Source organism: Microbacterium sp. ARD31 (assembly GCF_031844425.1).
Window position 1 is genome coordinate 18,082 of sequence record NZ_JAUZVE010000058.1, and the last position, 23,466, is coordinate 41,547.

Annotated in this window: 25 protein-coding genes and 1 riboswitch; of the genes, 16 read left to right on the forward strand and 9 right to left on the reverse strand. The window is 72.1% G+C overall.

Translation table 11 applies throughout. From position 1 onward, the window contains the following. Positions 1-4: 4 nt before the first annotated feature. Complete coding sequence (locus Q9S36_RS45390) at positions 5-406, forward strand: HNH endonuclease (RefSeq protein ID WP_311291345.1); 402 nt, start codon at positions 5-7, stop codon at positions 404-406. On the opposite strand, the gene pdxY is transcribed toward Q9S36_RS45390, so the two are convergent. From pdxY to Q9S36_RS45420, 6 genes are all read right to left on the reverse strand, one after another. Beyond that, entirely contained in the window at positions 403-1,266 is an 864-nt protein-coding gene (gene pdxY, locus Q9S36_RS45395; RefSeq protein ID WP_311291346.1) for a pyridoxal kinase PdxY, read from the reverse strand. The genes Q9S36_RS45390 and pdxY overlap by 4 nt on opposite strands. Before the next feature lie 9 nt (positions 1,267-1,275). Further along, entirely contained in the window at positions 1,276-2,037 is a 762-nt protein-coding gene (locus Q9S36_RS45400) for a class III extradiol ring-cleavage dioxygenase (RefSeq protein ID WP_311291347.1), read from the reverse strand. Between the two features lie 63 nt (positions 2,038-2,100). Then, positions 2,101-2,823 (reverse strand): uracil-DNA glycosylase, encoded by a 723-nt coding sequence (locus tag Q9S36_RS45405; RefSeq protein ID WP_311291348.1) that lies wholly within the window; start codon positions 2,821-2,823, stop codon positions 2,101-2,103. After that, on the reverse strand, positions 2,820-4,268 hold the full coding sequence (locus tag Q9S36_RS45410; RefSeq protein WP_311291349.1) for an aminotransferase class V-fold PLP-dependent enzyme: 1,449 nt from the start codon (positions 4,266-4,268) through the stop codon (positions 2,820-2,822). Before Q9S36_RS45410 ends, Q9S36_RS45405 begins: the two co-directional genes overlap by 4 nt. Further along, entirely contained in the window at positions 4,265-5,623 is a 1,359-nt protein-coding gene (locus tag Q9S36_RS45415) for an MFS transporter (protein WP_311291350.1), read from the reverse strand. Before Q9S36_RS45415 ends, Q9S36_RS45410 begins: the two co-directional genes overlap by 4 nt. Then, a complete protein-coding gene (locus Q9S36_RS45420; protein WP_311291351.1) occupies positions 5,620-6,885 on the reverse strand; it encodes an alpha/beta fold hydrolase in 1,266 nt (421 codons plus the stop codon). Before Q9S36_RS45420 ends, Q9S36_RS45415 begins: the two co-directional genes overlap by 4 nt. 97 nt (positions 6,886-6,982) lie before the next feature. Here Q9S36_RS45420 and Q9S36_RS45425 point away from each other — a divergent pair, with 97 nt between their 5' ends. The 4 genes from Q9S36_RS45425 (at position 6,983) to Q9S36_RS45440 (ending at position 10,653) form a co-directional block, all read left to right on the forward strand. Further along, complete coding sequence (locus Q9S36_RS45425) at positions 6,983-7,621, forward strand: fasciclin domain-containing protein (protein WP_311291352.1); 639 nt, start codon at positions 6,983-6,985, stop codon at positions 7,619-7,621. A gap of 104 nt (positions 7,622-7,725) precedes the next feature. Beyond that, complete coding sequence (locus tag Q9S36_RS45430) at positions 7,726-8,316, forward strand: RNA polymerase sigma factor (protein ID WP_311291353.1); 591 nt, start codon at positions 7,726-7,728, stop codon at positions 8,314-8,316. Beyond that, positions 8,303-9,046, forward strand: coding sequence for an anti-sigma factor (locus Q9S36_RS45435; protein ID WP_311291354.1), 744 nt, complete (start codon positions 8,303-8,305; stop codon positions 9,044-9,046). Before Q9S36_RS45430 ends, Q9S36_RS45435 begins: the two co-directional genes overlap by 14 nt. Before the next feature lie 47 nt (positions 9,047-9,093). Then, positions 9,094-10,653, forward strand: a complete 1,560-nt coding sequence (locus Q9S36_RS45440; RefSeq protein WP_311291355.1) for an FMN-binding glutamate synthase family protein — start codon at positions 9,094-9,096, stop codon at positions 10,651-10,653. A 21-nt stretch (positions 10,654-10,674) separates the two neighbouring features. Here the strand turns inward: Q9S36_RS45440 and Q9S36_RS45445 are convergent, their stop codons facing one another. Beyond that, the gene (locus Q9S36_RS45445; RefSeq protein WP_311291356.1) at positions 10,675-12,114 is read right to left on the reverse strand and encodes a trehalose-6-phosphate synthase; all 1,440 of its coding nucleotides are present in this window, start codon (positions 12,112-12,114) and stop codon (positions 10,675-10,677) included. A gap of 210 nt (positions 12,115-12,324) precedes the next feature. On the opposite strand from Q9S36_RS45445, the gene Q9S36_RS45450 reads away from it, so the two are divergent. The 6 genes from Q9S36_RS45450 to Q9S36_RS45475 all read left to right on the forward strand — a co-directional run bounded on the left by Q9S36_RS45450 (position 12,325) and on the right by Q9S36_RS45475 (position 16,366). Continuing rightward, positions 12,325-12,618, forward strand: a complete 294-nt coding sequence (locus Q9S36_RS45450; RefSeq protein ID WP_311291357.1) for a DUF3263 domain-containing protein — start codon at positions 12,325-12,327, stop codon at positions 12,616-12,618. A 30-nt stretch (positions 12,619-12,648) separates the two neighbouring features. Beyond that, complete coding sequence (locus Q9S36_RS45455) at positions 12,649-13,179, forward strand: LytR C-terminal domain-containing protein (protein ID WP_311291358.1); 531 nt, start codon at positions 12,649-12,651, stop codon at positions 13,177-13,179. 59 nt (positions 13,180-13,238) lie between these two features. Next, positions 13,239-14,069, forward strand: coding sequence for a trehalose-phosphatase (gene otsB / locus Q9S36_RS45460; RefSeq protein ID WP_311291359.1), 831 nt, complete (start codon positions 13,239-13,241; stop codon positions 14,067-14,069). 58 nt (positions 14,070-14,127) lie between these two features. Continuing rightward, positions 14,128-14,266, forward strand: a riboswitch (SAM riboswitch). A gap of 10 nt (positions 14,267-14,276) precedes the next feature. After that, positions 14,277-15,560 carry a threonine synthase gene (gene thrC / locus Q9S36_RS45465; RefSeq protein WP_311291360.1) on the forward strand — a complete coding sequence of 428 codons (1,284 nt, stop codon included), beginning with the start codon at positions 14,277-14,279 and terminating at the stop codon, positions 15,558-15,560. Positions 15,561-15,576: 16 nt separating this feature from the next. Then, positions 15,577-15,852, forward strand: coding sequence for a MoaD/ThiS family protein (locus Q9S36_RS45470; RefSeq protein WP_311291361.1), 276 nt, complete (start codon positions 15,577-15,579; stop codon positions 15,850-15,852). A gap of 52 nt (positions 15,853-15,904) precedes the next feature. Continuing rightward, positions 15,905-16,366: a DUF6174 domain-containing protein gene (locus Q9S36_RS45475; protein WP_311291362.1), complete on the forward strand. Its 462-nt coding sequence runs from the start codon at positions 15,905-15,907 to the stop codon at positions 16,364-16,366. Between the two features lie 3 nt (positions 16,367-16,369). On the opposite strand, the gene Q9S36_RS45480 is transcribed toward Q9S36_RS45475, so the two are convergent. Both Q9S36_RS45480 and Q9S36_RS45485 read right to left on the reverse strand, forming a co-directional pair. Further along, on the reverse strand, positions 16,370-16,867 hold the full coding sequence (locus tag Q9S36_RS45480; protein ID WP_311291363.1) for a GDYXXLXY domain-containing protein: 498 nt from the start codon (positions 16,865-16,867) through the stop codon (positions 16,370-16,372). Then, complete coding sequence (locus Q9S36_RS45485; RefSeq protein WP_311291364.1) at positions 16,864-18,087, reverse strand: DUF2157 domain-containing protein; 1,224 nt, start codon at positions 18,085-18,087, stop codon at positions 16,864-16,866. The genes Q9S36_RS45480 and Q9S36_RS45485 overlap by 4 nt, the downstream gene beginning before the upstream one ends. 147 nt (positions 18,088-18,234) lie before the next feature. On the opposite strand from Q9S36_RS45485, the gene Q9S36_RS45490 reads away from it, so the two are divergent. The 5 genes from Q9S36_RS45490 to Q9S36_RS45510 all read left to right on the forward strand — a co-directional run bounded on the left by Q9S36_RS45490 (position 18,235) and on the right by Q9S36_RS45510 (position 23,421). Then, positions 18,235-19,077, forward strand: a complete 843-nt coding sequence (locus Q9S36_RS45490; RefSeq protein WP_396653972.1) for an SGNH/GDSL hydrolase family protein — start codon at positions 18,235-18,237, stop codon at positions 19,075-19,077. 10 nt (positions 19,078-19,087) lie between these two features. Then, positions 19,088-19,936: a class I SAM-dependent methyltransferase gene (locus Q9S36_RS45495; RefSeq protein ID WP_311291365.1), complete on the forward strand. Its 849-nt coding sequence runs from the start codon at positions 19,088-19,090 to the stop codon at positions 19,934-19,936. Further along, positions 19,933-20,787 (forward strand): hypothetical protein, encoded by an 855-nt coding sequence (locus Q9S36_RS45500; RefSeq protein ID WP_311291366.1) that lies wholly within the window; start codon positions 19,933-19,935, stop codon positions 20,785-20,787. Before Q9S36_RS45495 ends, Q9S36_RS45500 begins: the two co-directional genes overlap by 4 nt. A gap of 167 nt (positions 20,788-20,954) precedes the next feature. After that, entirely contained in the window at positions 20,955-21,605 is a 651-nt protein-coding gene (locus tag Q9S36_RS45505) for a TadE/TadG family type IV pilus assembly protein (RefSeq protein WP_311291368.1), read from the forward strand. A 13-nt stretch (positions 21,606-21,618) separates the two neighbouring features. After that, positions 21,619-23,421, forward strand: a complete 1,803-nt coding sequence (locus Q9S36_RS45510) for a pilus assembly protein TadG-related protein (RefSeq protein ID WP_311291369.1) — start codon at positions 21,619-21,621, stop codon at positions 23,419-23,421. Positions 23,422-23,466 lie beyond the last annotated feature (45 nt).

Below are 23,466 nucleotides of genomic sequence, written 5' to 3' on the forward strand. Positions count from 1 at the left end.
CGACATGAACTGCCTCGGATGCGGTGCCGCCCTCACCAAGAGACACCAGAAGGTCTTCTGCAGCAACCGCTGCCAACGGGCCATGGAGCGACGTCGCAACGTCGCCCAGTGGCTCGAGACGGGCATCGCCCAGCCCGGCAGCGGAGCCGGCCACTACATCAGGCTCCACCTGCTGGAGGCGCAGGCGTTCGCCTGCGCCCTGTGCGGGTGTCCGACGACGTGGCAGGGGCGCGAGCTGCGGCTCATCCTCGACCACGTCGACGGGGACTCCGCCAACAACCGCCGCGAGAACCTCCGGCTGGTGTGCCCCAACTGCGACTCGCAGCTGCCGACGTTCAAGGCGCGCAACCGTGGCAGGGGGCGCGCCTGGCGCCGCCAGCGCTACGCCGACGGCAAGTCCTACTAGCGGACCTGGGTGACCTCGAACTCGCGTGCCGGCGAGGCGATCGCGTCCTGGGCGGCGATGAGCCGGAGCTCGCGCTCGCCGGAGTCGAGGGTCTCCTTCAGCACCGCGAAGACCGAGGAGGCGGTGCGGGCCAGCGCCTCGGCCGCGGAGCCCGTCTCGTGCAGGTGCGCGGTGAACAGGGCGGCGGTGATGTCGCCCGACCCGTTGGCCTTCATCGGCAGGCGCGGGGTGGTCACCAACCAGGCGCCCTCGCCGGTGACGGCCAGCATCTCGATCACGTCCTCGGGTGCACCCTCGCGGACCACCGACGTCACCAGCACCGTCGCCGGGCCCAGGGCGCGCACCTCGTCGGCGGCCGCCAGGACGTCCTCGAGCGGGGAGGCACCGCTCAGCGCGTCGTTGTCGGTGATGAAGCCGAGCTCGAACTGGTTGGGGGTCAGCACGTCGGCCACCGGGATGACGGTGGAGCGGTACTTCGGCGGGATCGCCGGGTTCACGAAGCAGCCCGACGTCGCGTTGCCCATCACCGGGTCGCAGGTGTAGGTCGCGGCGGGGTTGGCCGCCTTGACCCGCGCCACCGCGTCGACGATCACGTCCGCGATCTCGGGCGAGCCCTGGTAGCCGGAGAGCACCGCGTCGCACGTCGCGAAGGCACCCCGCTCACCGATGCCGGTGACCACGTCGCGCACGTCGTCGGCGGCGATCAGCGGCCCGCGCCACGCGCCGTACCCGGTGTGGTTGGAGAAGTTCACCGTCAGCACCGGCCACACCTCGTGGCCGAGGCGCTGGAGGGGGAAGACGGCGGCGGAGTTGCCGACGTGGCCGTAGGCGACGTGGGACTGGATCGAGAGGACGCGCACCCCGAGAGACTAGGCCACCTGCAGCGAGCGCTTCGAGAGGCCCATCCAGTAGCCGTCGATCACCTGGACGCCCGGGTCGTCGGCGGTCGTGGCCGCGCCGAGGGTGACGAAGAGCGGCGTGTAGTGCTCCACGGTCGGGTGGGCGTACGGCATGCCGGGGGCCTTCGCCCGGTAGTCGGAGAGCAGGTCGACGTCGCCGCGGGTGAGGGCGTCGGCCGCCCAGAGGTCGAAGTCCGTGCTCCAGCCCGGGACGGCCGCGTCGATGCTCCAGTCCGTCAGGAACGGCAGGCCGTGGGTCAGGAAGCCCGAGCCGATGATCAGCACGCCCTCGTCGCGCAGCGGGCGCAGCCGCTCGCCGAGCTGCATCAGGCGCTGCGGGTCGTCGGTGGGCAGCGACATCTGCAGCACCGGGATGTCGGCCTCCGGATACATGATCTTCAGTGGCACCCAAGCGCCGTGGTCGAGTCCGCGCGAGGTGTGCTGGTGCACCGGCTCGGTGCTCGGCATCATCGCCGCCACCCGCTGGGCCAGCGCCGAGGCGTCCGGCGTCTCGTAGGTCATCTGGTAGTACTTCGGTGCGAAGCCGCCGAAGTCGTAGACGAGCGGGGCCGAGCTCGCACTCAGGCTCACCGGCGCGGACTCCCAGTGCGCGCTCACGATGAGGATCGCCTTCGGGCGGGGCAGGTCCCGGGCCCACGCCGACAGCTGCCCGGACCACACGGGGTCGTCGAGCAGCGGCGGCGCACCGTGGCCGATGTACAGGGCAGGCATGCGAGCGTTCATGACATCCTCAATAGTTCGGGATTCAACTATATTCCCGACCGCCCGTCCTGGCTACCGCGGTGGTACGTCGTCGTACGACGGCAGCGTCCAGTCGACGGGCTGCCCGCCCTGGTCCTGCAGCAGCCGGTTCACCCGGCTGAACGGCTTGGAGCCGAAGAAGCCGCGCCGGGCGCTCAGGGGCGAGGGATGCGCCGACTCGACGCACGGCACCGGTCCGAGCAGCGGCTTGAGGGACTGGGCGTGCCGGCCCCAGAGGATCGCCGCGCACGGACCCCCACGCTCCGCCAGCGCGACGATCGCGCGCTCGGTGATGGCCTCCCACCCCTTGCCCTGGTGGCTGTTGGAGTCCCCGGGCCGCACGGTGAGCGACCTGTTCAGCAGCATCACGCCCTGGTCGGCCCACGCCGACAGGTCGCCGTGCTTCGGCGGCACGATGCCGAGGTCGTCGCGCAGCTCGACGTAGATGTTGACCAGGCTCGGCGGCAACGGCCACACGTGCCGCTCGACCGCGAAGCTCAGCCCGATCGGGTGCCGGGGATTGGGGTAGGGGTCCTGCCCGACGACCAGGACGCGGACGTCGGCCAGCGGCCGCTCGAACGCACGGAACACCCGATCGGCACCGGGCTGGTAGCCGCGTCCGGCAGCGTCCTCGTCGCGCAGGAAGCGGCCCATCGCGGCGATCCGGTCGTCGACCGGTGCGAGCGCCTCGGCCCAGTCCGAGGCGACGCGCCCCTTCTCGACGAGCCGGGCCAGCGAGCCCGCGGCGGCGGTCACCGTCCACCTCCCCGCACGGGCCGCTGGAGCCGGTCGAGGAACGCCTTCAGCAGGGCCTCGCGCATGGCCGGCGACGCCACGTCGAGCATCGCGTTGACCTCCGCCATTCGCGTCGGCAGCTCGAGGTCGCCCCCGGCCGAGGCGCCGACCAGGCCCGAGGCCGCGAGCAGCCCGTCGAAGTCGTCGTCGCCCAGCGAACCGGGGTCGAGCGCCTCGATGAGCGCGACCACGCCCGGGTCCACCGCGACCGGTCCGGCCTCCTGGGCCGACGCCACGGACTCCCGCAGCGCCTCGCCGAAGTCGGCGACGTGCGCGCGCGTGCCCGCGCTCACCGAGAGGTGGACGCTCGGTCCGTCGTCGCCGAAGGAGAGCTGCGGCTGGACGTACCACCCGCGTGCCACCAGCTCGTCGGTCAGGGTGAACGGGTCGCACGAGTCGTCGGTGGCCAGCGTGACGAGGGTGGAGTCCGGCCGGGCGACCAGGCGCAGCGCGGGCTCCGCGTCGACGTACGACACGATCGCGTCGACCGCCTCGAACGCCTGCCCGGCCAGCTCGAGGTAGCCTGCGTCGCCGATCTGCTGCACGACCGCCCACGTCCCCGCGACCGGGCCGCCGGACCGCGTCGACTGCGTCGTCGCGTTGAGCATCGTGTAGCCCGGCCACGCGGCCGAGGCGAAGAGCTGCGGCCGGCGCAGGTCGGGGTCGCGGTGCAGGAGCAGCGAGGTGCCCTTCGGGGCGTAGGCGTACTTGTGGGTGTCGACGCTGATCGAGGTGACGCCCTCGACGGCGAAGGTCCAGGGCGTGACGTGGCGACCCAGGCGAGCGGCGTAGGGGAGCACCCAGCCGCCGATGCACGCGTCGACGTGGCAGCGCACGCCCCGCGCCGCCGCCGCGGCGGCGACCTCCGTGACCGGGTCCACCACCCCGTGCGCGTACGACGGTGCGCTGGCGACCACCAGCACGGTGTCCTCGTCGATCGCCGCGGCCATCGCCTCGGCGTCCGCCCTGAAGTCCGGGCCCACGGGCACCAGGACGGCCTCCACGCCGAAGTAGTGGGCGGCCTTGTGGAAGGCCGCGTGAGCGGTCGACGGCAGTACCATCCGCGGCCGGGCGACCTCCGGTCGGCTGTCGCGGGCACCCTGCACGGCCAGCAGGATCGACTCGGTGCCGCCGGAGGTGACCGTGCCGACGGCGCTCGGCGGGGCGTCCACCAGGTCGCACGCAAAGCCGACGAGCTCGTTCTCCATCTGCAGCAGGGACGGGAAGGCCGTGGGGTCGAGCGCGTTGGAGGCCGCGTAGGCCGCGACGGCCTCGCTCGCGACGCGGTCCACCTCGGCGTCGCCCGAGTCGTAGACGTAGGCCAGGGTCCGCCCGCCGTGGACCGGGAGGTCCGCTCGCTGCAGGGCGCGCAGCCGGTCGAGCGGGCGCTCGGGGGAGTCGGTCACGACGGGGCTCCTTCCGCCGCCGCGACCTCGGCGGCGTCGAGGGTGTACTGGCGCAGCCACCAGAGGCTGAGCAGGGTCAGCGCGGCCGGCACCACCGAGAACCCGAGGGTGATCGCGGTCAGCGCGGAGTCGGGCTGGGTGAGCTCGCGGCCCTCGCTGGAGAGGTAGCCGCCAAGGGCTAGCACCACGGCGAACACCGCCGGGCCGAGGGCGAGCCCGAGGGTCTCCCCGGCCGTCCAGACGCCGGTGTAGACGCCCGCGCGGTTCTCGCCGGTGCGCGCCGAGTCCACGGCGGCCGCGTCCGGCAGCATCGCCATCGGGAAGACCTGGCAGCCTGCGTAGCCGACGCCCACGAGCGCGGTGGCCGCGAACACGACCCAGGACGGCGCGACCCGTGCGGCGGCGGCCAGCACCGCGCCGGTCGCCAGCACCACGGACGCGATCGCGTAGCCGCGTCGCTTGCCGATGCGGGTGCCGACGGCGGTCCACACCGGCGTCAGGAGCAGCGCGGGTCCGACGAAGCAGACGAACAGAACGGTCGCGGCGCCGGTGCTCCCGAGCACGTCGCCGGCGAGGTAGTCGACGCCGGCGAGCATGCAGCCCGTGGCCAGCGCCTGCAGGACGAAGGTCGTCAGCAGCACGCGGAAGTCGCGGGCCCGGGCCACGATGCGCAGCTGCTCGCGCAGCGAGCCCGCCCCCGCGGCCACGGCGCCGATCGGGGCCCGCCGGGTGCCCCACCAGGCGCTCAGGACGCCGGTGACGATCAGGGTGGCCATGACGACGCCCATCACCCGGTAGCCGTCCCGGCCGCCGACCGCGTCGCGGATGACCGGCGCGGTGGCGCCCGCCAGCATGATCGTGAACGCCAGGATCGCGACGCGCCACGTCATCAGCCGCGTGCGCTCGTCGTACGACGTGGTGATCTCGGCCGGCATCGCGACGTAGGGCACCTGGAAGAACGCGTACGCCGACGCCGCGAGCACGAAGAAGACCAGCACCCAGGTCGCCTCGAGCGCCGCGCTGTCGAGGTCGGGCGCCGCGAAGATCAGCGCGAACGCACCCGCGAGCATCACCCCGGCACGGACCAGCCACGGCCGGCGCGGACCGGCCGGGTCGACGGTCCGGTCGCTGACCCGGCCGGCGATCGGGTTGAGCACGACGTCCCACCCCTTCGGCACGAAGACGATCACTCCGGCCCACAACGCGGCGATGCCGAGCTCGTCGGTGAGGTAGGGGAGCAGCATCAGGCCGGGGACCGTGCCGAAGGCCCCGGTGGCCACCGACCCGCTGCCGTAGCCGATCCGCACGCCGGTCGGCAACCGCGACGCCTCGTCGCGTGACGCGGTGGTCGTCATCGCGGGCCCAGCGCGCGGGAGCCGGCGGAGCCGTAGCGCCGGGTCGGGTTCGACCCGATCGCGCCCGGGGAGGCCGCCTTCCGTGCCGGGGCCTTCTTGGCGGGCGCCTTCTTCGCAGACGCCTTTTTCGCGGACGCCTTCTTGGCAGCAGCCTTCTTCCTGGGGGGAGCCTCCGTCGCGGGCGCCGCCGGCTCGCGGCCCGACCAGGCGTCCACCCACTCGTCGATCGCCTGCCAGGTGGTGCCGCGTGCGGCGCGTCCGGTGAGCATGCCGAGGTGCCCGCCCGGGACCACCTCGAAGCGCACCTGCTCGGAGCCGGACAGCAGCGGCACCACCGCGCGCACCGCGGGGAGCGGCGCGATGCCGTCGGTGTTGCCGGCGAAGACCAGCACCGGGACCTCGATCGCGGCGAGGTCGACGGCGCGGTCGCCGACCTCCATCCGCCCGCTCGCGAGCGCGTTGCCCTTCACGAAGCGGTGGTAGAGCTGGCCGAAGGTGCGACCCGGGTAGGCGGTCATGCTGGACATGAAGCGGCTGACGGCTTCGAGCTGGGCCAGGTAGTCGGTGTCGTCGAGGTGCGTCAGCACCGCCAGCGGCTTGGTCACGACCTTCTGCGCCGAGGCCGCGGTGAACGCCCAGTTCACCAGCGGGGTGGGCACACCGCCGAGCGCGCGGTAGGCGCGGGTGATCGCGCCGCGGCCCTGGGTGAGGTTGAGCAGTGGCCGCACGGGGGCGACGAGCGGGACCTTGGTGACGTCGACCGGGGAGCCCACCACAGTGAGCGAGGCGATCGGCAGGTCGGTGCGGTCGGCCGCCACCAGCATCGCGAAGATGCCGCCCAGGCTCCAGCCGACCAGGTGCACCCCACGACCCCCGGAGTGCTCGTGCACCGTCCGGATCGCCTCGGGCAGCACCTCGTCGACCCAGTGCTCGACACCGAGCGCGCGGTTGCGGAAGGAGACCTGGCCGTACTCCACGAGGTAGGTCGGGCGGCCCTGCGACACCAGGTGCTCCACCAGCGAGCAGCCGCGGCGGAGGTCGAAGCACAGGGCGGGCGCGGCGAGGGGCGTCACCAGCAGCACCGGGTCGCCGGTCGGCTCCACCCCCTTGGCCGGTCGGTAGTGGTAGACCTCCCGCAGCTCGCCGTCGTCGATCAGGGTGCGAGGCATCGGGCGCAGGTCGGCCAGACCGCCGTAGAGCAGGGTGTGCGCGACGTTCCCGGCCGCGGCCACCACCTGATCGGGCTTCGGGATCAGATCCATGGAAGAAATCTACGGGCAGGTGCATCCGATCCGGGGTCTCGGCCGGAGAAGGGGTCGACAGGGCGCCACCGGGCGCCCCCGACGGAAGGACTGCCCCATGAAGCGTCGCGTTCCCGCCCTCCTGGCCGCCTCGGCCCTCGCCCTCGGCGCGGTACAGGCCACGGCACCCGCCGCCAGCGCCAAGGCAGCCGGCGAGGACAGCCTCGCCGGCCTGCTGACGTCCGACGGCAACCAGTTCGACAAGAACAAGCGCGACTTCGACATCGTCACCGAGGCGGCTCTTGCCGTGGTCGCCGCGAAGCCGGAGTCGCCGGTCGCCCTGCTCGCCGACGGCACGAAGCGCCTGACCGTCTTCGCGCCCACCGACGAGGCCTTCCGCCTCCTCGCCGAGGACCTCACCGGCCAGAGCATCAAGAGCGAGAAGAAGATCTTCGAGGCGCTCGTCGACCTCGCCGGCGTGGACACCATCGAGACGGTGCTGCTCTACCACGTGGTCCCGGGCAAGACCCTGACCAGCAACAAGGTGCTCAAGGCGGACGGTGCCAGGCTGACCACCGCCCAGGGCGGCAAGGTCAAGGTCGACATCAAGAAGAAGCCCAGCCTGAGCATCACGCTCAAGGACCGGGACAAGAACGACCAGGACCCGCAGGTCGTGCTGAAGGCGATCGACCTCAACAAGGGCAACAAGCAGGTCGCGCACGGCATCGACCGCGTGCTGCGCCCGATCGACCTGTGACCCGCCGCTGATCCAGGCGACACGACAGCGATCCTGACGGGTGGGGAGCGGCGATGACGGTCATCCCGTTCCCCACCCGCACGACGCGCCGGTACCGTGGCCGCGTGGTCACGGGAGTCATGGCGTCCGAGGGAGAGCAGGACGAGTACGTCCACTCGGTCGCCGCGCGCCTCGTCGCGGGCGAGGAGAGCGCCCTCGAGGAGATCTACGACCGGTGGTCGGCCCTGGTGCACACCTACGCCTTGCGGGCGCTGGGCGACCAGCACGACGCGGAGGAGGCCACCCAGCAGGTCTTCATCAGCGCGTGGCGCAGCCGCCACACGCTGACCCCCAGCCCGGTGGCGCTCCCCGCGTGGCTCCTCGGGATCGCCCGGCACAAGGTCGCCGACGTCCGCGCCGCGCGGGCCCGCGACGCCGCCAAGGTCGCCGCCGCGGCCGCGCTGCCCGAGGCCCAGCAGGTCGAGTCCGAGCCGGCCGACCGCGCGATCGCCGACCGGCTGGTCGTGCGCCAGGCCGTCCAGGACCTGCCCGACCCGCGCCGCACCATCGTGTTCCTCGCGTTCTGGGAGGAACGCAGCCACGCCGAGATCGCCGAGACCACCGGCCTGCCGCTCGGCACCGTCAAGAGCCACGTCCGTCGCGGACTGGTCCAGATCCACCAGCAGCTCGAGGGGGTGCGCCGTGCCACACGTTGACCTCGACGAGATCGCCGGGCTCGCCCTCGACCTCGACGACACCGACGCGGAGGTGCGCCGCCACGTCGAGTCGTGCGACGAGTGCAGTGCGCTCCTGGCGGCGTTCACCGAGGCGCGCGCCCTCGTCGGCGAGGGCCCTCTCGTGGCCCCTCCGGCCCACCTGCGCGACCAGGTGCTCGCCCACGTCCAGGAGGACGACGGCGACGGGGCAGCGCTCGCCCAGCCCATCCCGCTCCCCGTCGGCGAGCGCACGACCGCCGGACGCCCGCGACGCGGCGTTCCGGCCTGGGCCGCCGGCCTCGCCGCCGGCGTCGCCCTCGTCGCGGGCCTGGGCCTCGGCCGCCTCACGGCCGACGACCCCGGCCGGCCCGAGGCCACCGACCCGCCCACCCCGAGCGGCACGGTGGTGGCCGCCGCCGACCTGACCGCGCTCGACAGCGACGCCCCGCGTGGCGAGGCGAGCGCCGTACGCTCCGACGACACCGTCACGTTGAAGGTGCGGGCGAGCGAGCTCGGCGACGAGGACGGCTTCCACGAGGTGTGGCTGATCAACGTCGACGGGACCCGCATGGTCGCGCTCGGCGTGCTCGCCCGGGGCGACACCGGCGAGTTCGACGTGCCGCAGGGACTCATCGACGAGGGCTACCGGATCGTCGACATCTCGGTGGAGCCCGAGGACGGCGACCCCACCCACTCGGGTGTGAGCCTCGCGCGTGGCGAGCTGACCTAGGGGCCTCGAGCCTCGACATCGCGGCCCGGGAGGGCTAGGAACGATGCATGAGGTGGAGGTACGCGATTCTCGGCGGTACGGCGGTCGCCGGCACCGCGACGGCGATCCACGACCTGGTGCAGCGCAAGCACGCCATCCTGCGCAACTTCCCCGTCGTGGGCCACGGCCGCTTCCTCGTGGAGAAGTTCGGCCCCGAGCTGCGCCAGTACATCGTCACCAGCAACGACGAGGAGCGGCCGTTCAGCCGCGACCAGCGGCGCTGGATCTACGCCAGCTCCAAGCTGGAGAACAACTACTTCGGCTTCGGCACCGACAACGACGTCGAGCAGGTCGAGGGCTACCCGATCATCAAGCACCGCACCTTCACGGGTCCGGGCGCGGCCACGATGCCGCACGCCCAGGAGGAGATCCGGCTCCCCTGCGCGAAGGTGGTCGGCGCGGCTCGCGGGCGGACGCACGCCTTCCGCCCCGGCTCGGTGGTCAACATCTCCGGGATGAGCTTCGGCTCGCTGTCCGGCAAGGCGATCGAGGCGCTCAACAAGGGCGCCGCCCTGGCCGGCTGCCTGCAGAACACCGGCGAGGGCGCGCTGTCCCCGCACCACCGCCACGGGGGCGAGATCGTCTTCCAGATCGGTACGTCGTACTTCGGGTGCCGCGACGAGCACGGCCGCTTCGACATGGGCCGGCTCGTCGACCTGGTCCAGTCGGCGCCGGTCCGCGCGATCGAGGTCAAGCTCAGCCAGGGCGCCAAGCCGGGCCTGGGCGGCATGCTGCCCGGTGAGAAGGTGAGCCGCGAGATCGCCGAGATCCGCGGGATCCCCGAGGGCGTGGACTGCGCCTCGCCGAGCCGGCACACGGTCTTCCACGACGTCGACTCGATGCTCGACTTCGTCGAGAGCGTGGCGCAGGCGACCGGCCTCCCGGTCGGGATCAAGTCCGCGGTGGGCAACCTGACCATGTGGGACGAGCTCACCGCCGAGATGTCGCGGGGCGGGCGCGGGGTCGACTTCGTCAACATCGACGGCGGCGAGGGCGGCACCGGCGCCGCGCCGATGATCTTCGCCGACTCGGTGGCCTACCCGTTCCGCATCGGCTTCTCCGAGGTCTACCGACGCTTCGCCGAGGCCGGGCTGACCGACGACGTGGTCTTCGTCGGGGCCGGCAAGCTCGGCATCCCGGAGAACGCGATCGTCGCCTTCGCGCTCGGGGTGGACATGGTGAACGTCGGTCGTGAGGCGATGATGTCGATCGGCTGCATCCAGGCGCAGAAGTGCCACACCGACCACTGCCCGGTGGGGGTGGCGACCCAGAACCCGCGCTACACCCGCGGCCTCGACGTCAGCCTGAAGAGCGTGCGCGCGGCCAACTACATCCGGTCGATGCGCCGCGACCTGCTCAAGGTCTCCGAGGCCATCGGGGTCGTGCACCCGGGGCTCATCGCCCCGCGCGACATCGACATCCTGCACGGCACCCGGACCGCGCGCAGCCTCGCCGAGACCTACGGGTACGACCCCGGCAGGCCCCGGCTGGCCCCGCGGCTGGTGAAGGAGATCGAGGCGATCATGGTCGCCCAGGACGCGACCACGCCCGCCGAGACGCCGGCCTGAGCGGCCTGTCCGACGCGACGCTCAGCGCGAGGGGGTCGGGCGCACGGTCTTGTCGTGGTGGTCCGGCAGCGACGCCAGCTCGGCGAGGAAGTCGCGGGCCCACTTGGCCACGTCGTTGGCCACGACGGTCTTGCGCAGCGCCCGCATCCGGCGGCCGGTCTCCTTGGCGTCCGCGGCGTAGGCCTCGAGGAGCGAGGCCTTCATCCCGTCGATGTCGTAGGGGTTGACCAGCCATGCCTGGCGCAGCTCGGACGCGGCGCCGGCGAACTCCGAGAGGACGAGGGCGCCGTCGTTGTCGAAGCGGCAGGCGACGTACTCCTTGGCGACGAGGTTCATGCCGTCGCGGAACGGGGTGACGACCATGATGTCGGCGGCGCGGTAGAAGGCGGCCATCTCCTCGCGCGGGTAGGAGTTGTGGAGGTAGGAGATCGCCGGGCGCCCGATCAGGCCGTGGTCGCCGTTGATCCGGCCCACCAGCCGCTCGATGTCGTCGCGGAGGATGCGGTACTGCTCGACCCGCTCGCGCGAGGGCGTGGCGACCTGCACGAAGACGGCGTCCTCCACGTCGAGGTGGCCGTCGCGGACCAGCTCGCCGAACGCGCGCAGCCGGGAGTAGATGCCCTTGGTGTAGTCGAGCCGGTCGACGCCGAGGAAGATCTTCTTCGGGTGCCCGAGCGCCTCGCGGATCTCCGCGGCCCGCTTCTCCACGCTCTCCGAGCGGGCGAGCTCCTCGAAGCCGGCGGTGTCGATGGAGATCGGGAAGGCGGTCGCCTTCACCGGGCGCCCGTCGGGGAGGTAGATCGTGTCGCGGTGGGTCTTGTGCCCCACCCGGCTGCGGACGAGGCGTACGAAGTTGGCGGCCGCGCCCGGCAGCTGGAAGCCGATGAGGTCCGCGCCGAGCAGCCCCTCGAGGATCTGGCGGCGCCACGGCAGCTGGGAGAACAGCTCCGCGGGCGGGAACGGGATGTGGAGGTAGAAGCCGATGCGCAGGTCGGGGCGCTGTGCCCGCAGCATCTGGGGGACCAGCTGGAGCTGGTAGTCCTGGACCCAGACCGTCGCCTCCGGCGCGGCGACCTCGGCCGCGCGGTCGGCGAAGCGCTGGTTGATCGCGACGTAGGCGTCCCACCACTCGCGGTGGAACTCGGGCTTGGCGACGACGTCGTGGTAGAGCGGCCACAGGGTGCCGTTGGAGAAGCCCTCGTAGAACTCCTCCACCTCCTGGGCGCTCATCGCGACCGGCACCAGCGACAGGCCGTCCTCGACGAACGGCTCGAAGTCGTCGTCGGCCGAGCCGGGCCAGCCGATCCAGGCGCCGTCGTTGGCACGCATCACCGGCTCGAGGGCGGAGACCAGCCCGCCGGGGGAGCGGCGCCACGTGACCTCGCCGTCGGACAGGCGGACGCGGTCCACCGGGAGCCGGTTGGCCACGATCACGAGGTCTGCCTGCGGGGTGCTGGTCACGCCACGACCCTAGCGATGACGGATGAGTGGCAGCCCACCCCACGGTGTCTGTCGTAGGACTTCGGCGGACCCGACCGGGGACGGACCGAGAGATCGGACGGGTTTGTCCAGACGACTCGCCGGAGGCGAATGACATCGTTGTCGTTCGTCGCCTAGACTGGCCGCAGTCCGCCCGGATCGGGTGGACGTGGGGTCGACGAGGAGAGTCACATGGACGCAGCGAAGCACATCGCCGCCGAGCAGGAGCCTGCTGCCGGCCTGAGCCAGCGCGACCGCGAGATCCTCGAGTTCGAGCGCCACTGGTGGAAGTACGCCGGCGCCAAGGAGCAGGCCGTGCGCGAGAAGTTCGACATGTCCTCCACCCGCTACTACCAGGTCCTCAACGCCCTCATCGACCGTCCCGAGGCCCTCGAGGCCGACCCGCTGCTGGTGCGCCGCCTGCGCCGGCTGCGCGCCTCGCGCCAGCGCCAGCGCTCGGCGCGCCGCCTCGGATTCGAGATCTGACCACCACCTCACGGATCGGCTTCCTTCCCCATGGCCTCCTTCCCCAGCCCGGGCCGCCCCTCGCTCCGTCGTCGTGACGAGCGGGGCGTCGCCTTCCCGTCCCCCCTCGTGATGCTGTCGGTGATCGCCGTCGCGATGGCCTCGATCACGTTCTTCGCCACGCGCGACGAGGCGCCCACCGAACGACGTGTCGACACCGCCACGATCGCCAGCGCCGACCAGTCGCCGACCGCCGAGCCGACGCCCAGCACCACCCCGAAGCCGAAGCCCGAGCCGCGCGTCAAGCGTGGGGAGGTCTACGTCGAGGTCTTCAACAACTCTGGCATCAAGGGCCTCGCTGCCGGCACCGCTGCGAAGGCCACCCAGGTCGGGTGGGCCGTCGTGGGCGAGGACAACTGGTACGGCGTCATCCCGACCACCACGGTCTACTTCCCGCCCCGGCTCAAGGCGGCCGGCAAGCAGCTGGCGCTCGACCTCGGCATCAAGCGTACGGCGCCCGCCGTGGGCGTGATGAAGCGCGACCGCCTGACGGTGATCCTCACGGCCGACGCGCCGCGCTGACCCTGCGCTCCACCCGGGACGGTGCGGCAGCCGCCGCCGTCGCGTGGTTGGCTGCTCCCATGGAGTTCACCTCCGCGGCGGCGCGTGAGCACTACGACGCCGTCCGCGACGTCCTCGACGGTGTCGTGGTCGGGCTCGACTTCGACGGCACCCTCTCGCCCGTGGTCGACGACCCCGAGGCCGCCCGCCTGCACCCCGCCGCGCCCGGCGCGCTCCTCGAGCTGGCCGAGGTCGTGCGGGCCGTGGCCGTCATCACCGGGCGGCCGGCCCGGCAGGCGATCGCGATGGGCGACCTCGACGCGCTCGGCAATGCCATGCTCGACCGGGGCGCCGAGCTGTTCGTCTTCGGCCAGTACGGCAACGAGCGCTGGTCCTCGACCGCGCAGCGGATCCTCTCCCCGCGCCCTCCAGCCGGCCTGGCGAGCTTCGAGCGCGAGCTGCCCGGCGTGCTGCGCCGAGCCGACGCCGCCGACGCCTACATCGAGGAGAAGGGCCTCGCGGTGGCCGTGCACACCCGTCGCATGGACGACCCCGCGGGCGCCTTCGAGCGGATCGTGGGCCCCCTCGGGGCGCTCGCCGAGCGCCACCACCTCACGATCGAGCCGGGCCGCAACGTGGTCGAGGTGCGCTCGGGCGAGATGCACAAGGGGCAGGCCGTGCGGACCTTCGTCGAGGAGCAGCGGGCCAAGGGCGTGGTCTTCGGCGGCGACGACCTCGGTGACATCGAGGCCTTCGAGGCGGTCCGCGACCTGCGCGAGCAGGGCCTCCCGGGCCTGGTGATCTGCTCCGCGTCGACCGAGCAGCCCGCCCTCGTGGAGCTCGCCGACGTCGTCGTCGACGGCCCCGCGGGCGTCGTCGACGTGCTGGGCCGGCTCATGGAGAAGCGCTGACCGCATCCACATCGTGGAATCGGTGTGCGCATCGTGAGACGCGCGCCTAGGCTGGTCCTGCTCATCACGAGGGACTGAGGGAACGGCCCGTTGAAGTCCCGGCAACCACCCATGAGCCTCCTGTCCGGACATCTCCGGCAGTCATGGGAGCAGGTGCCAAATCCGGCCCACGCGAGAGTCGCGGGGACAGATGAGAAGGAGGACTTCATGAGCACCCTGCTGGACGACAGCACCACCGCCGCACCGGGGAAGGGGCTCCGCGACGGCGCCTTCGGCAACGCCCGGGCGCTCGCCTGCCGCGAGTGCGGGCACGAGGTCGCGCTGGGGCCGTCGTACGCCTGTCCGGAGTGCTTCGGCCCCTTGGAGGTGGCCTACGACTTCCCGGCCGTGACGCGCGAGGAGATCGCGGCCGGCCCCCGCAACATCTGGCGCTACAAGGCGCTGCTCCCGGTGCCGACCGACATCGAGCAGAGCCCGAACACCGAGCCCGGCTTCACCCGGCTGCTCGAGGCCCGCAACCTCGCCCGTGAGCTCGGCATCGACAAGCTGTGGGTCAAGGACGACTCGACCAACCCGACCAACTCCTTCAAGGACCGCGTGGTCGCCTGCGCGCTGAGCGCGGCCCGCGAGCTCGACGCGAAGGTCTTCGCCTGTCCCTCCACCGGCAACCTCGCCAACGCCGTCGCCGCGGCGGGCGCCCGGGCCGGCATCACGACGGTGGTCTTCATCCCGAGCAACCTCGAGAAGCCCAAGCAGGTCAACTCGGCGGTCTACACCGACCGACTCGTCGCCGTCGACGGCAACTACGACGACGTCAACAAGCTCGCCTCCGAGATCGCCGGCGAGGAGGAGGGCTGGGCGTTCGTCAACGTCAACGTGCGCCCCTTCTACGCCGAGGGCTCCAAGACGCTGGGCTACGAGATCGCCGAGCAGCTCGGCTGGCGGCTGCCCGACCAGATCGTGATCCCGGTCGCGTCCGGCTCCCAGCTGACCAAGGTCGACAAGGCCTTCCAGGAGCTGATCGCCCTCGGCCTCGTCGAGGACAAGCCCTACAAGGTCTTCGGCGCCCAGGCCACGGGCTGCTCGCCGGTCTCGGTCGCCTACAAGTCCGGCACCGACGCGATCCGCCCGGTGAAGCCCGACACGATCGCCAAGAGCCTGGCCATCGGCAACCCGGCCGACGGCATCTACGTCCTCGACATCTGTCGCCGCTCCGGCGGCGCGGTGGAGGACATCAGCGACGACGAGGTCCGCGAGGGCATCCTCCTGCTCGCCCGCACCGAGGGGATCTTCACCGAGACCGCCGGCGGCACCACGGTCGGCGTGCTGAAGAAGCTCGTCGAGACCGGCCAGCTCGACACCTCGCTCGAGACCGTCGTGATCAACACGGGCATGGGCCTCAAGACCCTCGACGCCGTCGCCGACCAGGTCGGTCCCGCCGCCACCATCGCACCCAGCTACGACGCCTTCGTGGCGTCCAACATCCTCTGAGAGGGAAGATCAGCAGATGAGTGTCTCGGTCCGCATCCCCACCATCCTGCGCACCTACACCGGAGGTGAGTCGGAGGTGTCCGCCGAGGGCGACACCCTCGCCGCCGTGCTCGACGACCTCGACGCGCGCTACTCCGGCATCAAGGGCCGCATCCTCGACGAGGCCGGGGCGCTGAGGCGATTCGTCAACGTCTACGTCGGCAACGACGACGTGCGCTTCCTCGACGAGCTGGCCACGCCGACCCCGGACGGCGTGCAGATCTCGGTCATCCCCGCCGTCGCCGGGGGCTGACGCCCGGGGGAACCCGTTGCCCCGTTCCGGACGTCGGAGCAGCATGACCTCCATGACGCGTGCCCTGCCGACCGTCCTGCTCGCACTCGCCCTGGGCGCGGGTGCCACCCCGTCGTACGCCGTCGCCGACCCGAGGCCCGTGGAGCCGTTCGTCCCGGGCATCCACGAGGACCCGGAGCTGGCGGCGGCGTGGCAGGACTGGCAGGCGGCCGGCATCGACGACTACGTCATGACCGTGCGGACGACCTGCTACTGCGTGCCGAGGCAGGCGGTCCGCACGGTCGTGCGTGACGACGCGGTCGTGAAGGTCACCCGGGGCGAGCAGCGGCTGCGCCTGCGGCGCGGCTGGTCGATGGACGGGCTGTTCATCATGCTGCGCGAGGCGCTGGCCGAGGCCGACGCCGTCGACGTCACGTTCACGCCCCGCGGGGTCCCGAAGTCGATCGCCGTCGACCCTGAGCGGACGGCCGCCGACGAGGAGACCTACTACGAGGTCGCGCTCTCCCGCCGCTGACGATCACGGCGCGCGTACGTCGACCACCGCGGCGTTGCCGCGTCCGTCGATCCTGACCTCCGCGACGGCACCGTCACGCAGCAGGTCCTCGGCGGCGGCCGCCTCGTCCTGCGGGAGGAACCAGCTCTCGATCCCGCACCGGATCTGCCAGGAGCGGTCGTCGCAGGCGAGGTAGGGGCCGTCCGCGGGACGCTCGCGGACCCAGTCCTCGGCCACCCAGACGCCCTCGCGCTCGACGAGGGTGACGTAGACGGCGCCTTCCTCACCGTCGTCGAGCGAGCCGAGCCCGGGGTCGCCGAACGACTGCGAGGAGCCGTGCCGCAGGTCGGGGTAGTCGAGCGCGACGTAGGCGCCCCGGAACGGGTCCACGGGGTCGAGCATCGACACCCGCACCAGGTAGGTGTCGCCGGTGACGCGGGCGGAGAGCTGGGGCGCGACGGCGACGCCCACGAGCAGCAGCTGGGTGAGCGCCACGGCGGCCGTGGTCACGGTGCGGTTCATCGGGGGGCTCCTGTCGTGCCGCTGTCGGTGCCGGGGTCGGTGTCGAGCGCCTGGGCCAGGCCCCGGCGGGCCCGGTCGAAGAGGAAGCCGGTGCCGAGGAAGACCGTGCCCAGCACGACGAAGAGCCACGCGCCGGTCACGATCGGGGCGAACACCGCGAAGCTCTGGAAGGTCGTGAAGACCACCAGGCCGGCCATCGCCATCCAGGTGAGGGGCTGGTGCTCGCGGACCGTCCCGAGGGCGACGAGCCCGACGGCCAGAACGACGTACGCCGCGACGGACACGGCGGCGTGTGCCCAGTCCGCCGCGTCGACGGACGTCGTGTCCGTCCCGGTCTGCCAGCTCGCCAGGCCGAAGGCGACGCCGAGGACCAGGACGGCCCCGGCCGGCTCGAGGAGCCGGCGTCCGGGACGGACCGCGAGGGTGGCGACCAGGGCCACTCCGGCGGCGGCGAGGGCCAGCGTGAGCCACAGGCCCCAGGTCACCTCGTCGGAGCCGACGTCGGGGATCGCGGCGACGAAGAGCGCGAGCAGCGCCATGCCGCCGGCCACCGTGCGCCAGGTCCACGCGAACGACGGGAGCCGCCCGTCGTGCACGAGGGCCAGGCTCGACGCGAGGACGGCGCCGGCCCCGAGGAGCAGGACGACCGCCAGGCCGCTGGGCTGGTCCCACAGCGGCTGGCTGAACCACCAGCCGACGCCGGTGGCAATCCCGACCAGGAACGGCGCGTAGGCGCGGGTCGCGTAGGCGTGCACGAGGGCGGCGGCGGACCAGAGGCCGACGAGGCGCGGCTCGAAGGCCGGCACCTGGAGGGACTGGGCGGCCTGGAAGACGACGGCGCCTATCGCGAGGGACGCCAGGAGGCGGATCGCGCCGACGACCGGGGCCGAGGCCTTGCGGGCCGCGAGCACCTCGCCGCCGACCAGCAGGGCGAGCCAGATGAAGGCGACGGCCACGAAGCGCGCGACGGGGGAGAGCTGGTCGAGGTTCGCGGCGACCAGCCAGATCAGGCCGATCCCGACGAACCCGCCCCCGAGCGAGAGCAGGACCCGGCCGACGCTGATCCTGGCGTGGTCGGCCGTCGGGCGGTACCGGACGGCGATGCGTTCGGCCTGGTCGTCGGTGATGAGGCCGTCGGAGGCCCAGTCGGCGAGCTCGGTGCGCAGCCACGCCAGCTGGCGTGGCGCGACGGCACGGGGAATGACAGCAGGAGCGTCCATACGTCCAGCGTGGCGCGATCGGCGGGCGCTGTCCTGAGTACGTGGACCCAACCGGGGCGTGACGTTGGGCCCGTTCGTCGCGCCCGGTTGCGCCCGCGTTCAGGCGCGCGTCAGGTGCGCGTCAGGTGGGCGTGGTTGATGGGGTGCGTGCCCAGCAACCACCACGTGACCCGCGCCGGCGTGGCGCTCGCGGTGCTCGGCGGCCTCGCGGGAGGGACGGCGTACGGCGCCCGCGAGCTGCTCGTGCGCCAGGCGGCGCAGGCGAGGCGCGCCATCGGCAAGCCGCTCGGGGAGGCGGCGCCGGTCGCCGACCGGCACTACAAGAAGAAGCTGGGCCGGCCCGTCGACCTGCTGGTGCTGGGGGACTCGATCGCCGCCGGACTCGGTGCGGAACGGCCCAAGCACACCCTCGGTGGTCGCCTCGCTCGCGGCATCGCCCGGCGGGCCGGCCGCTCGGTGCGACTGCGCACGGCCGCCGTGGTGGGTGCGGAGAGCAGCATGCTGGCCGACCAGCTCGACACCCTGCCGCCGGCCTACCGACCCGACGTCGCGGTGGTGGTCGTGGGCGGCAACGACGTCACCCACCGGGTGCCCGTCGCGGAGTCCGCGCGCCACCTCGGCGCAGCGGTCGACGCGCTGCGGGCACGCGGGGCCGAGGTCGTGGTCGGGACGTGCCCGGACCTGGGTGCGCTGCGGCCGGTGCCGCAGCCGTTGCGGGCGCTGGGGTCGCGGGCGTCGCGGCAGCTGGCCGACGCACAGCGGGCGGTCGCGCTGGAGCGCGGTGCTCGCGTCGTCTCGCTGGCGCACGTCGTCGGACCGTTCTTCATCACCAACCCGGACGAGATGTTCAGCCTCGACCGGTTCCACCCCAGCGCGCACGGCTACAAGCGGACCGCCAAGGCGATGCTCCCGTCGGTGCTGGCCGCGCTGGGTGTCGTGGAGGAAGTGCCGTTCGGGCACCACGCACCCGAGGTGGACGGCGCAGGCTAGGGTTCGACACGTGCGCACCACTGCTCGACGGGCCGGCGAGGTCGTCAAGAAGGCGGCCAAGAAGGCCGGCCGCATGCAGGCGTCTCCGCCCCAGCCCCCGGACGAGCCCACCCCGGAGCAGAAGAGGGCCGAGCGCCGTCGCCGCCTGCTGGCCAGCAACCTGACCGAGCTCGCCATCGAGTTCCGCACCGACAAGTGGGGCGTCCACAAGTACACCCCCCACTACGAGCGGCACCTCCAGCACCTCCGTACGGAGTCGTTCACGCTGCTCGAGCTGGGCATCGGTGGCTACAAGAAGCGCCGCAAGAGCGGCGCCTCGATGAAGATGTGGCGCTGGTTCTTCCCGAAGGCGCGGATCGTCGGCCTCGACATCGAGGACAAGTCCTGGCTCACCCGCGGCCACATCCACGCCTACCTCGGTGACCAGACCGACCCGGAGGTCCTCCACCGCATCATCGAGGAGCAGGGGGCGCCGCTGGTCGTCATCGACGACGGCAGCCACATCCCCGAGCACGTGCGCGAGTCCTTCCGGATCCTCTTCCCGCTGATGCCCGACGGCGGCATCTACTGCATCGAGGACACCCAGACCTCCTACTGGCCCGCCTGGGGCGGCCAGCTCGACCCGCGTGCGCCCGGCACGTCTATGGACCTCGTGAAGGACCTCGTCGACGGGCTCAACCACGAGGAGTTCCTCATCGACGGCTACCAGCCGACCTACACCGACCAGTGGGTGCGGGCGGTGCACTGCTACCACAACCTCGTGATCATCGAGAAGGGCGACAACCGCGAGGGCACCAACAAGGAGCAGGCCTCCGGCCACTTCTACGGCTCCTCCGAGCCGCCCGCCGACCCGGCATGAGGGTCCTCCTCGCCACCAGCGCGGACCTGCCCGAGGGAGAGCCGGGCGCCGCGGCGCTCGACGCCGAGCTCGCGGCCCGCGGCATCGACGCCTCCTGGGCGCGCTGGGACGACCCGGCCGTCGACTGGGCGGGCGCCGACCTGGTCGCGGTGCGGTCGACCTGGGACTACGTCCACCACCACACCGAGTTCCTCGGCTGGGCGCGGTCGCTTGACCAGGCCCGTCTGCTCAACGGCGCCGACGTCTTCCAGTGGAACCACGACAAGCGCTACCTGCTCGACCTCGACGCGCTGCCCACGGTGCCCACCGCGTGGGTCACCAGCGCCACCCAGCTCGTCGCCGCCGTCGACGGCCTCGGCACCGCGGTGGTCAAGCCCGCCGTCGGTGCGGGCGGCGAGGGCCTGGTGATCCTCGAGGCCGGTCTCGACGAGGACCAGGCCGCGGCGCACGTCGAACGCGGCGCGGTCGTCGTACAGCCCCTCGTGGAGTCCGTCCACACGGTCGGCGAGGTGTCGGTCCACGTCCTCGACGGGCGGATCACCCAGCGCTTCGACAAGCGGCCCGGCCCCGGCGACGTGCGCGTCAACGAGGAGCACGGCGGGAGCGTGCGGGCCGTCCCCACCGGCGACGTCGCCGACCTGGTGATGCGCGCGCACGCCGCGATGGGCGAGCGCTTCGGCCGGCCGGTGGACTACCTCCGCGTCGACCTGCTGTGGTGGGAGGACGGGTGGGTGGTCAGCGAGCTCGAGCTCATCGAGCCCGGCCTCTACCTCGACGTCTCGCCCGCGAACGCCGCCCCGTTCGCCGACCTGGTCCGGTCCAAGATCGCCCGCTCGCCCCGATCGGCCTAGTCCGCACATGGTCATTTCGGGCTATTAAGTCCGTCCGCGGGGCTGAGGCATCCTTGGTCCGCTGTCACTAGCGTGCGTCAACGTCGGGACCGACGTGCTCTCACGGACGCACACTGGATCCCGCTCGGGCGTGGGTCGTCCGGGGAGGGTCAACGAGGGAGCAGTCCATGAGCACATTCCGCAGGCGACGTGGCGAGCGGGGCGCATCCGCCGTCGAGTTCGCGCTGGTGGTGCCGCTCCTGCTCACCTTCCTCCTCGGGACCGTCGAGCTCGGGATGTACATGAAGGACTACGTCTCGATGAGCAGCAGCGTGCGCGCCGGCGCGCGGACGGCATCCGCGTCCGCGGACGCCGGGCCCGGCACCTGCGAGGCCAGCGCGAGCCCGCCCCCCTGCAGCCCGGCGACGGCGCCGAAGTTCGCGCAGGCGGCGGCCGACACCATGCAGACCGCGGGCATGGCCATGAACTCCGACGACATCCAGTGGGTGATGATCTACAAGGCGAACTCCGCCGGGTTCCCCGGATCCGGCACCTCGATCCCCACCTCATGCCCGGCCAACTGCGTGAAGTACGTCTGGGACTCCGGCCTCAACAAGTTCCGCTTCGCGAGCGGCTCCTGGGCCTCGGCCTCGGTGAACGCCTGCGTCAACCAGTCCGACTCGGTCGGGGTCGCGCTGCGCGCGGACCACAACTGGATGACGGGTCTCGTCGGCGGGCTGATGGGCGGCGACAAGGTGATGACCGAGCGGACGGTCATGAAGTTCGAGCCCCTCACGCAGGACACCTGCAAGCCCGGCACCCCCAACGCGCACAACTGATCGGACGACGTACGTGAAGCTCCTCCACCTGCTCAGGCGACGCCGCGACGAGGTCGGGGCGACGGCGGTCGTCGTCGCGATGTTCTTCTCGTTCATCGCCCTGCCGCTCGGCGCGGTGGGCGTGGACGTGGCGCGGCTCTACGTCGAGCTGCAGCGGGTGCAGGCCGCGGCCGACGCCGCGGCGACGGCCGGCGTGACGTTCATGCCGGACGACTTCGCGTCGGCGAAGGCCCGTGCCATCGAGATCGCGGAGGACAACGGCTACCCCAACTCCGGCACGTCCTCGGTGGTCGTGACGGTGGGCGAGAAGCCGACCCAGCTCAAGGTCACCGTCTCCTCGCGCGTCAACAACGCCTTCGCCCGCACGTTCGGGGTCCCGACCTCGACGATGTCGCGCTCCGCGGTGGCCGACTTCAACGGGCCGGCGCCGATGGGCAGTCCGTGCAACGCCTTCGGCAACGAGGCGCCGGGCAGCTCGAGCAACGGCCCGACCGGCACCGCGATCAAGGTGCCCGCCCCCGCGGTCTGCCCGGCCGTCCCGCAGTTCTGGGGCGCCATCGCCGGCCCCGACGTGGACAAGAACCAGGGAGCCCAGTTCGAGACCCGCTACTGCGGTGGCGGTGAGGACAACTGCTCGGGCGGCGCGAACAACGACTTCGACCCCAAGGGCTTCTTCTACCTGGTCCGGGTCGCGGCCAGCGGCGTCGGCCAGACCGTGCGGCTGCAGGTCTACGACCCGGCCTACGTCACCACCGGCTCGCGTTGCACCAGCGAGCCCACCAGCAACCCCGGCAGCACGACCTCACCGCCGACCGGGTGGGGAGGCACCTGGAACCCACGGGCCACCGACGCCCGTCAGCGCTACTGGCGCACCGGCACCACCTGGGGCGGCTACTCCGACACCAGCAAGCCGAACGTCTTCTGCACCGGTGACGACCCGAACTCCAGCCTGTACTCCGGCACCGAGAACGCGGGGGTGACCTCGTTCGCCCTGCGCCGCCCGGTCGACACCCTCGTGCCGTGGCAGGGCGCTCCCGAGCCGGGCTGCGTGCGCCAGTACCCGGGCTACAACGCCAACCAGGTGTCCCTCGAGGCGCTGAAGTCCGACGACAGCGACTACAACGCGAACCTGGCCGCGGTGTTCCACCAGTGGGTGGACCTGTGCACGTTCACCCCGACGCAGGCCGGTGACTACTACCTCCAGGTCCGCAACAACGTGGCGCTCGGCGGCACGCCGGACGGCAACGGCGGGTACGCCGGCAACGGCACCGTCTATACGCAGATGACCGACAACACCGCCGTGCGCGGCACCGGCACCAACAACTTCGGGCTGCGCGCCGTGACCTCGGCGCCCGCCGGCGGCATCTCCGTGGCGGCCTACGAGAAGATGCGCATCTTCGCCAACTCCGACTCGGCGACCACCGAGTTCAACCTGGTGCGCGTGCCACCTGCCGCGGCCAACAAGTCGCTCGTCATCAGCTTCTTCGACGTCGGCGAGGGCTCGAGCAGCGGGTCGGTGCAGGTGCTCAAGCCGACCGACTCCGTCAACCTGCCGACGTACCTCCAGAACTGCACCGCGAGCGGGGTCACCAACGGCTCGCTGACCGACTGCAGGATCACCGGCATCACGCCGAGTGGCTACAACGGCAAGTACCAGGAGATCCGGGTCCCGATCCCCAGCACCTACAGCTGCACCGTCACCAGCCAGGGCGGCTGCTGGTTCCGGGTCCGGGTGAGCTTCGGCACCGGCCAGGTGACCGACGCGACGACCTGGACCGCCCGCATCGTCGGCGAGCCGGTCCGCCTGATCGAGTAGTTCCCACCCCGCCCTGCGACCCCTGCATCGCCGTCCCGGACCACC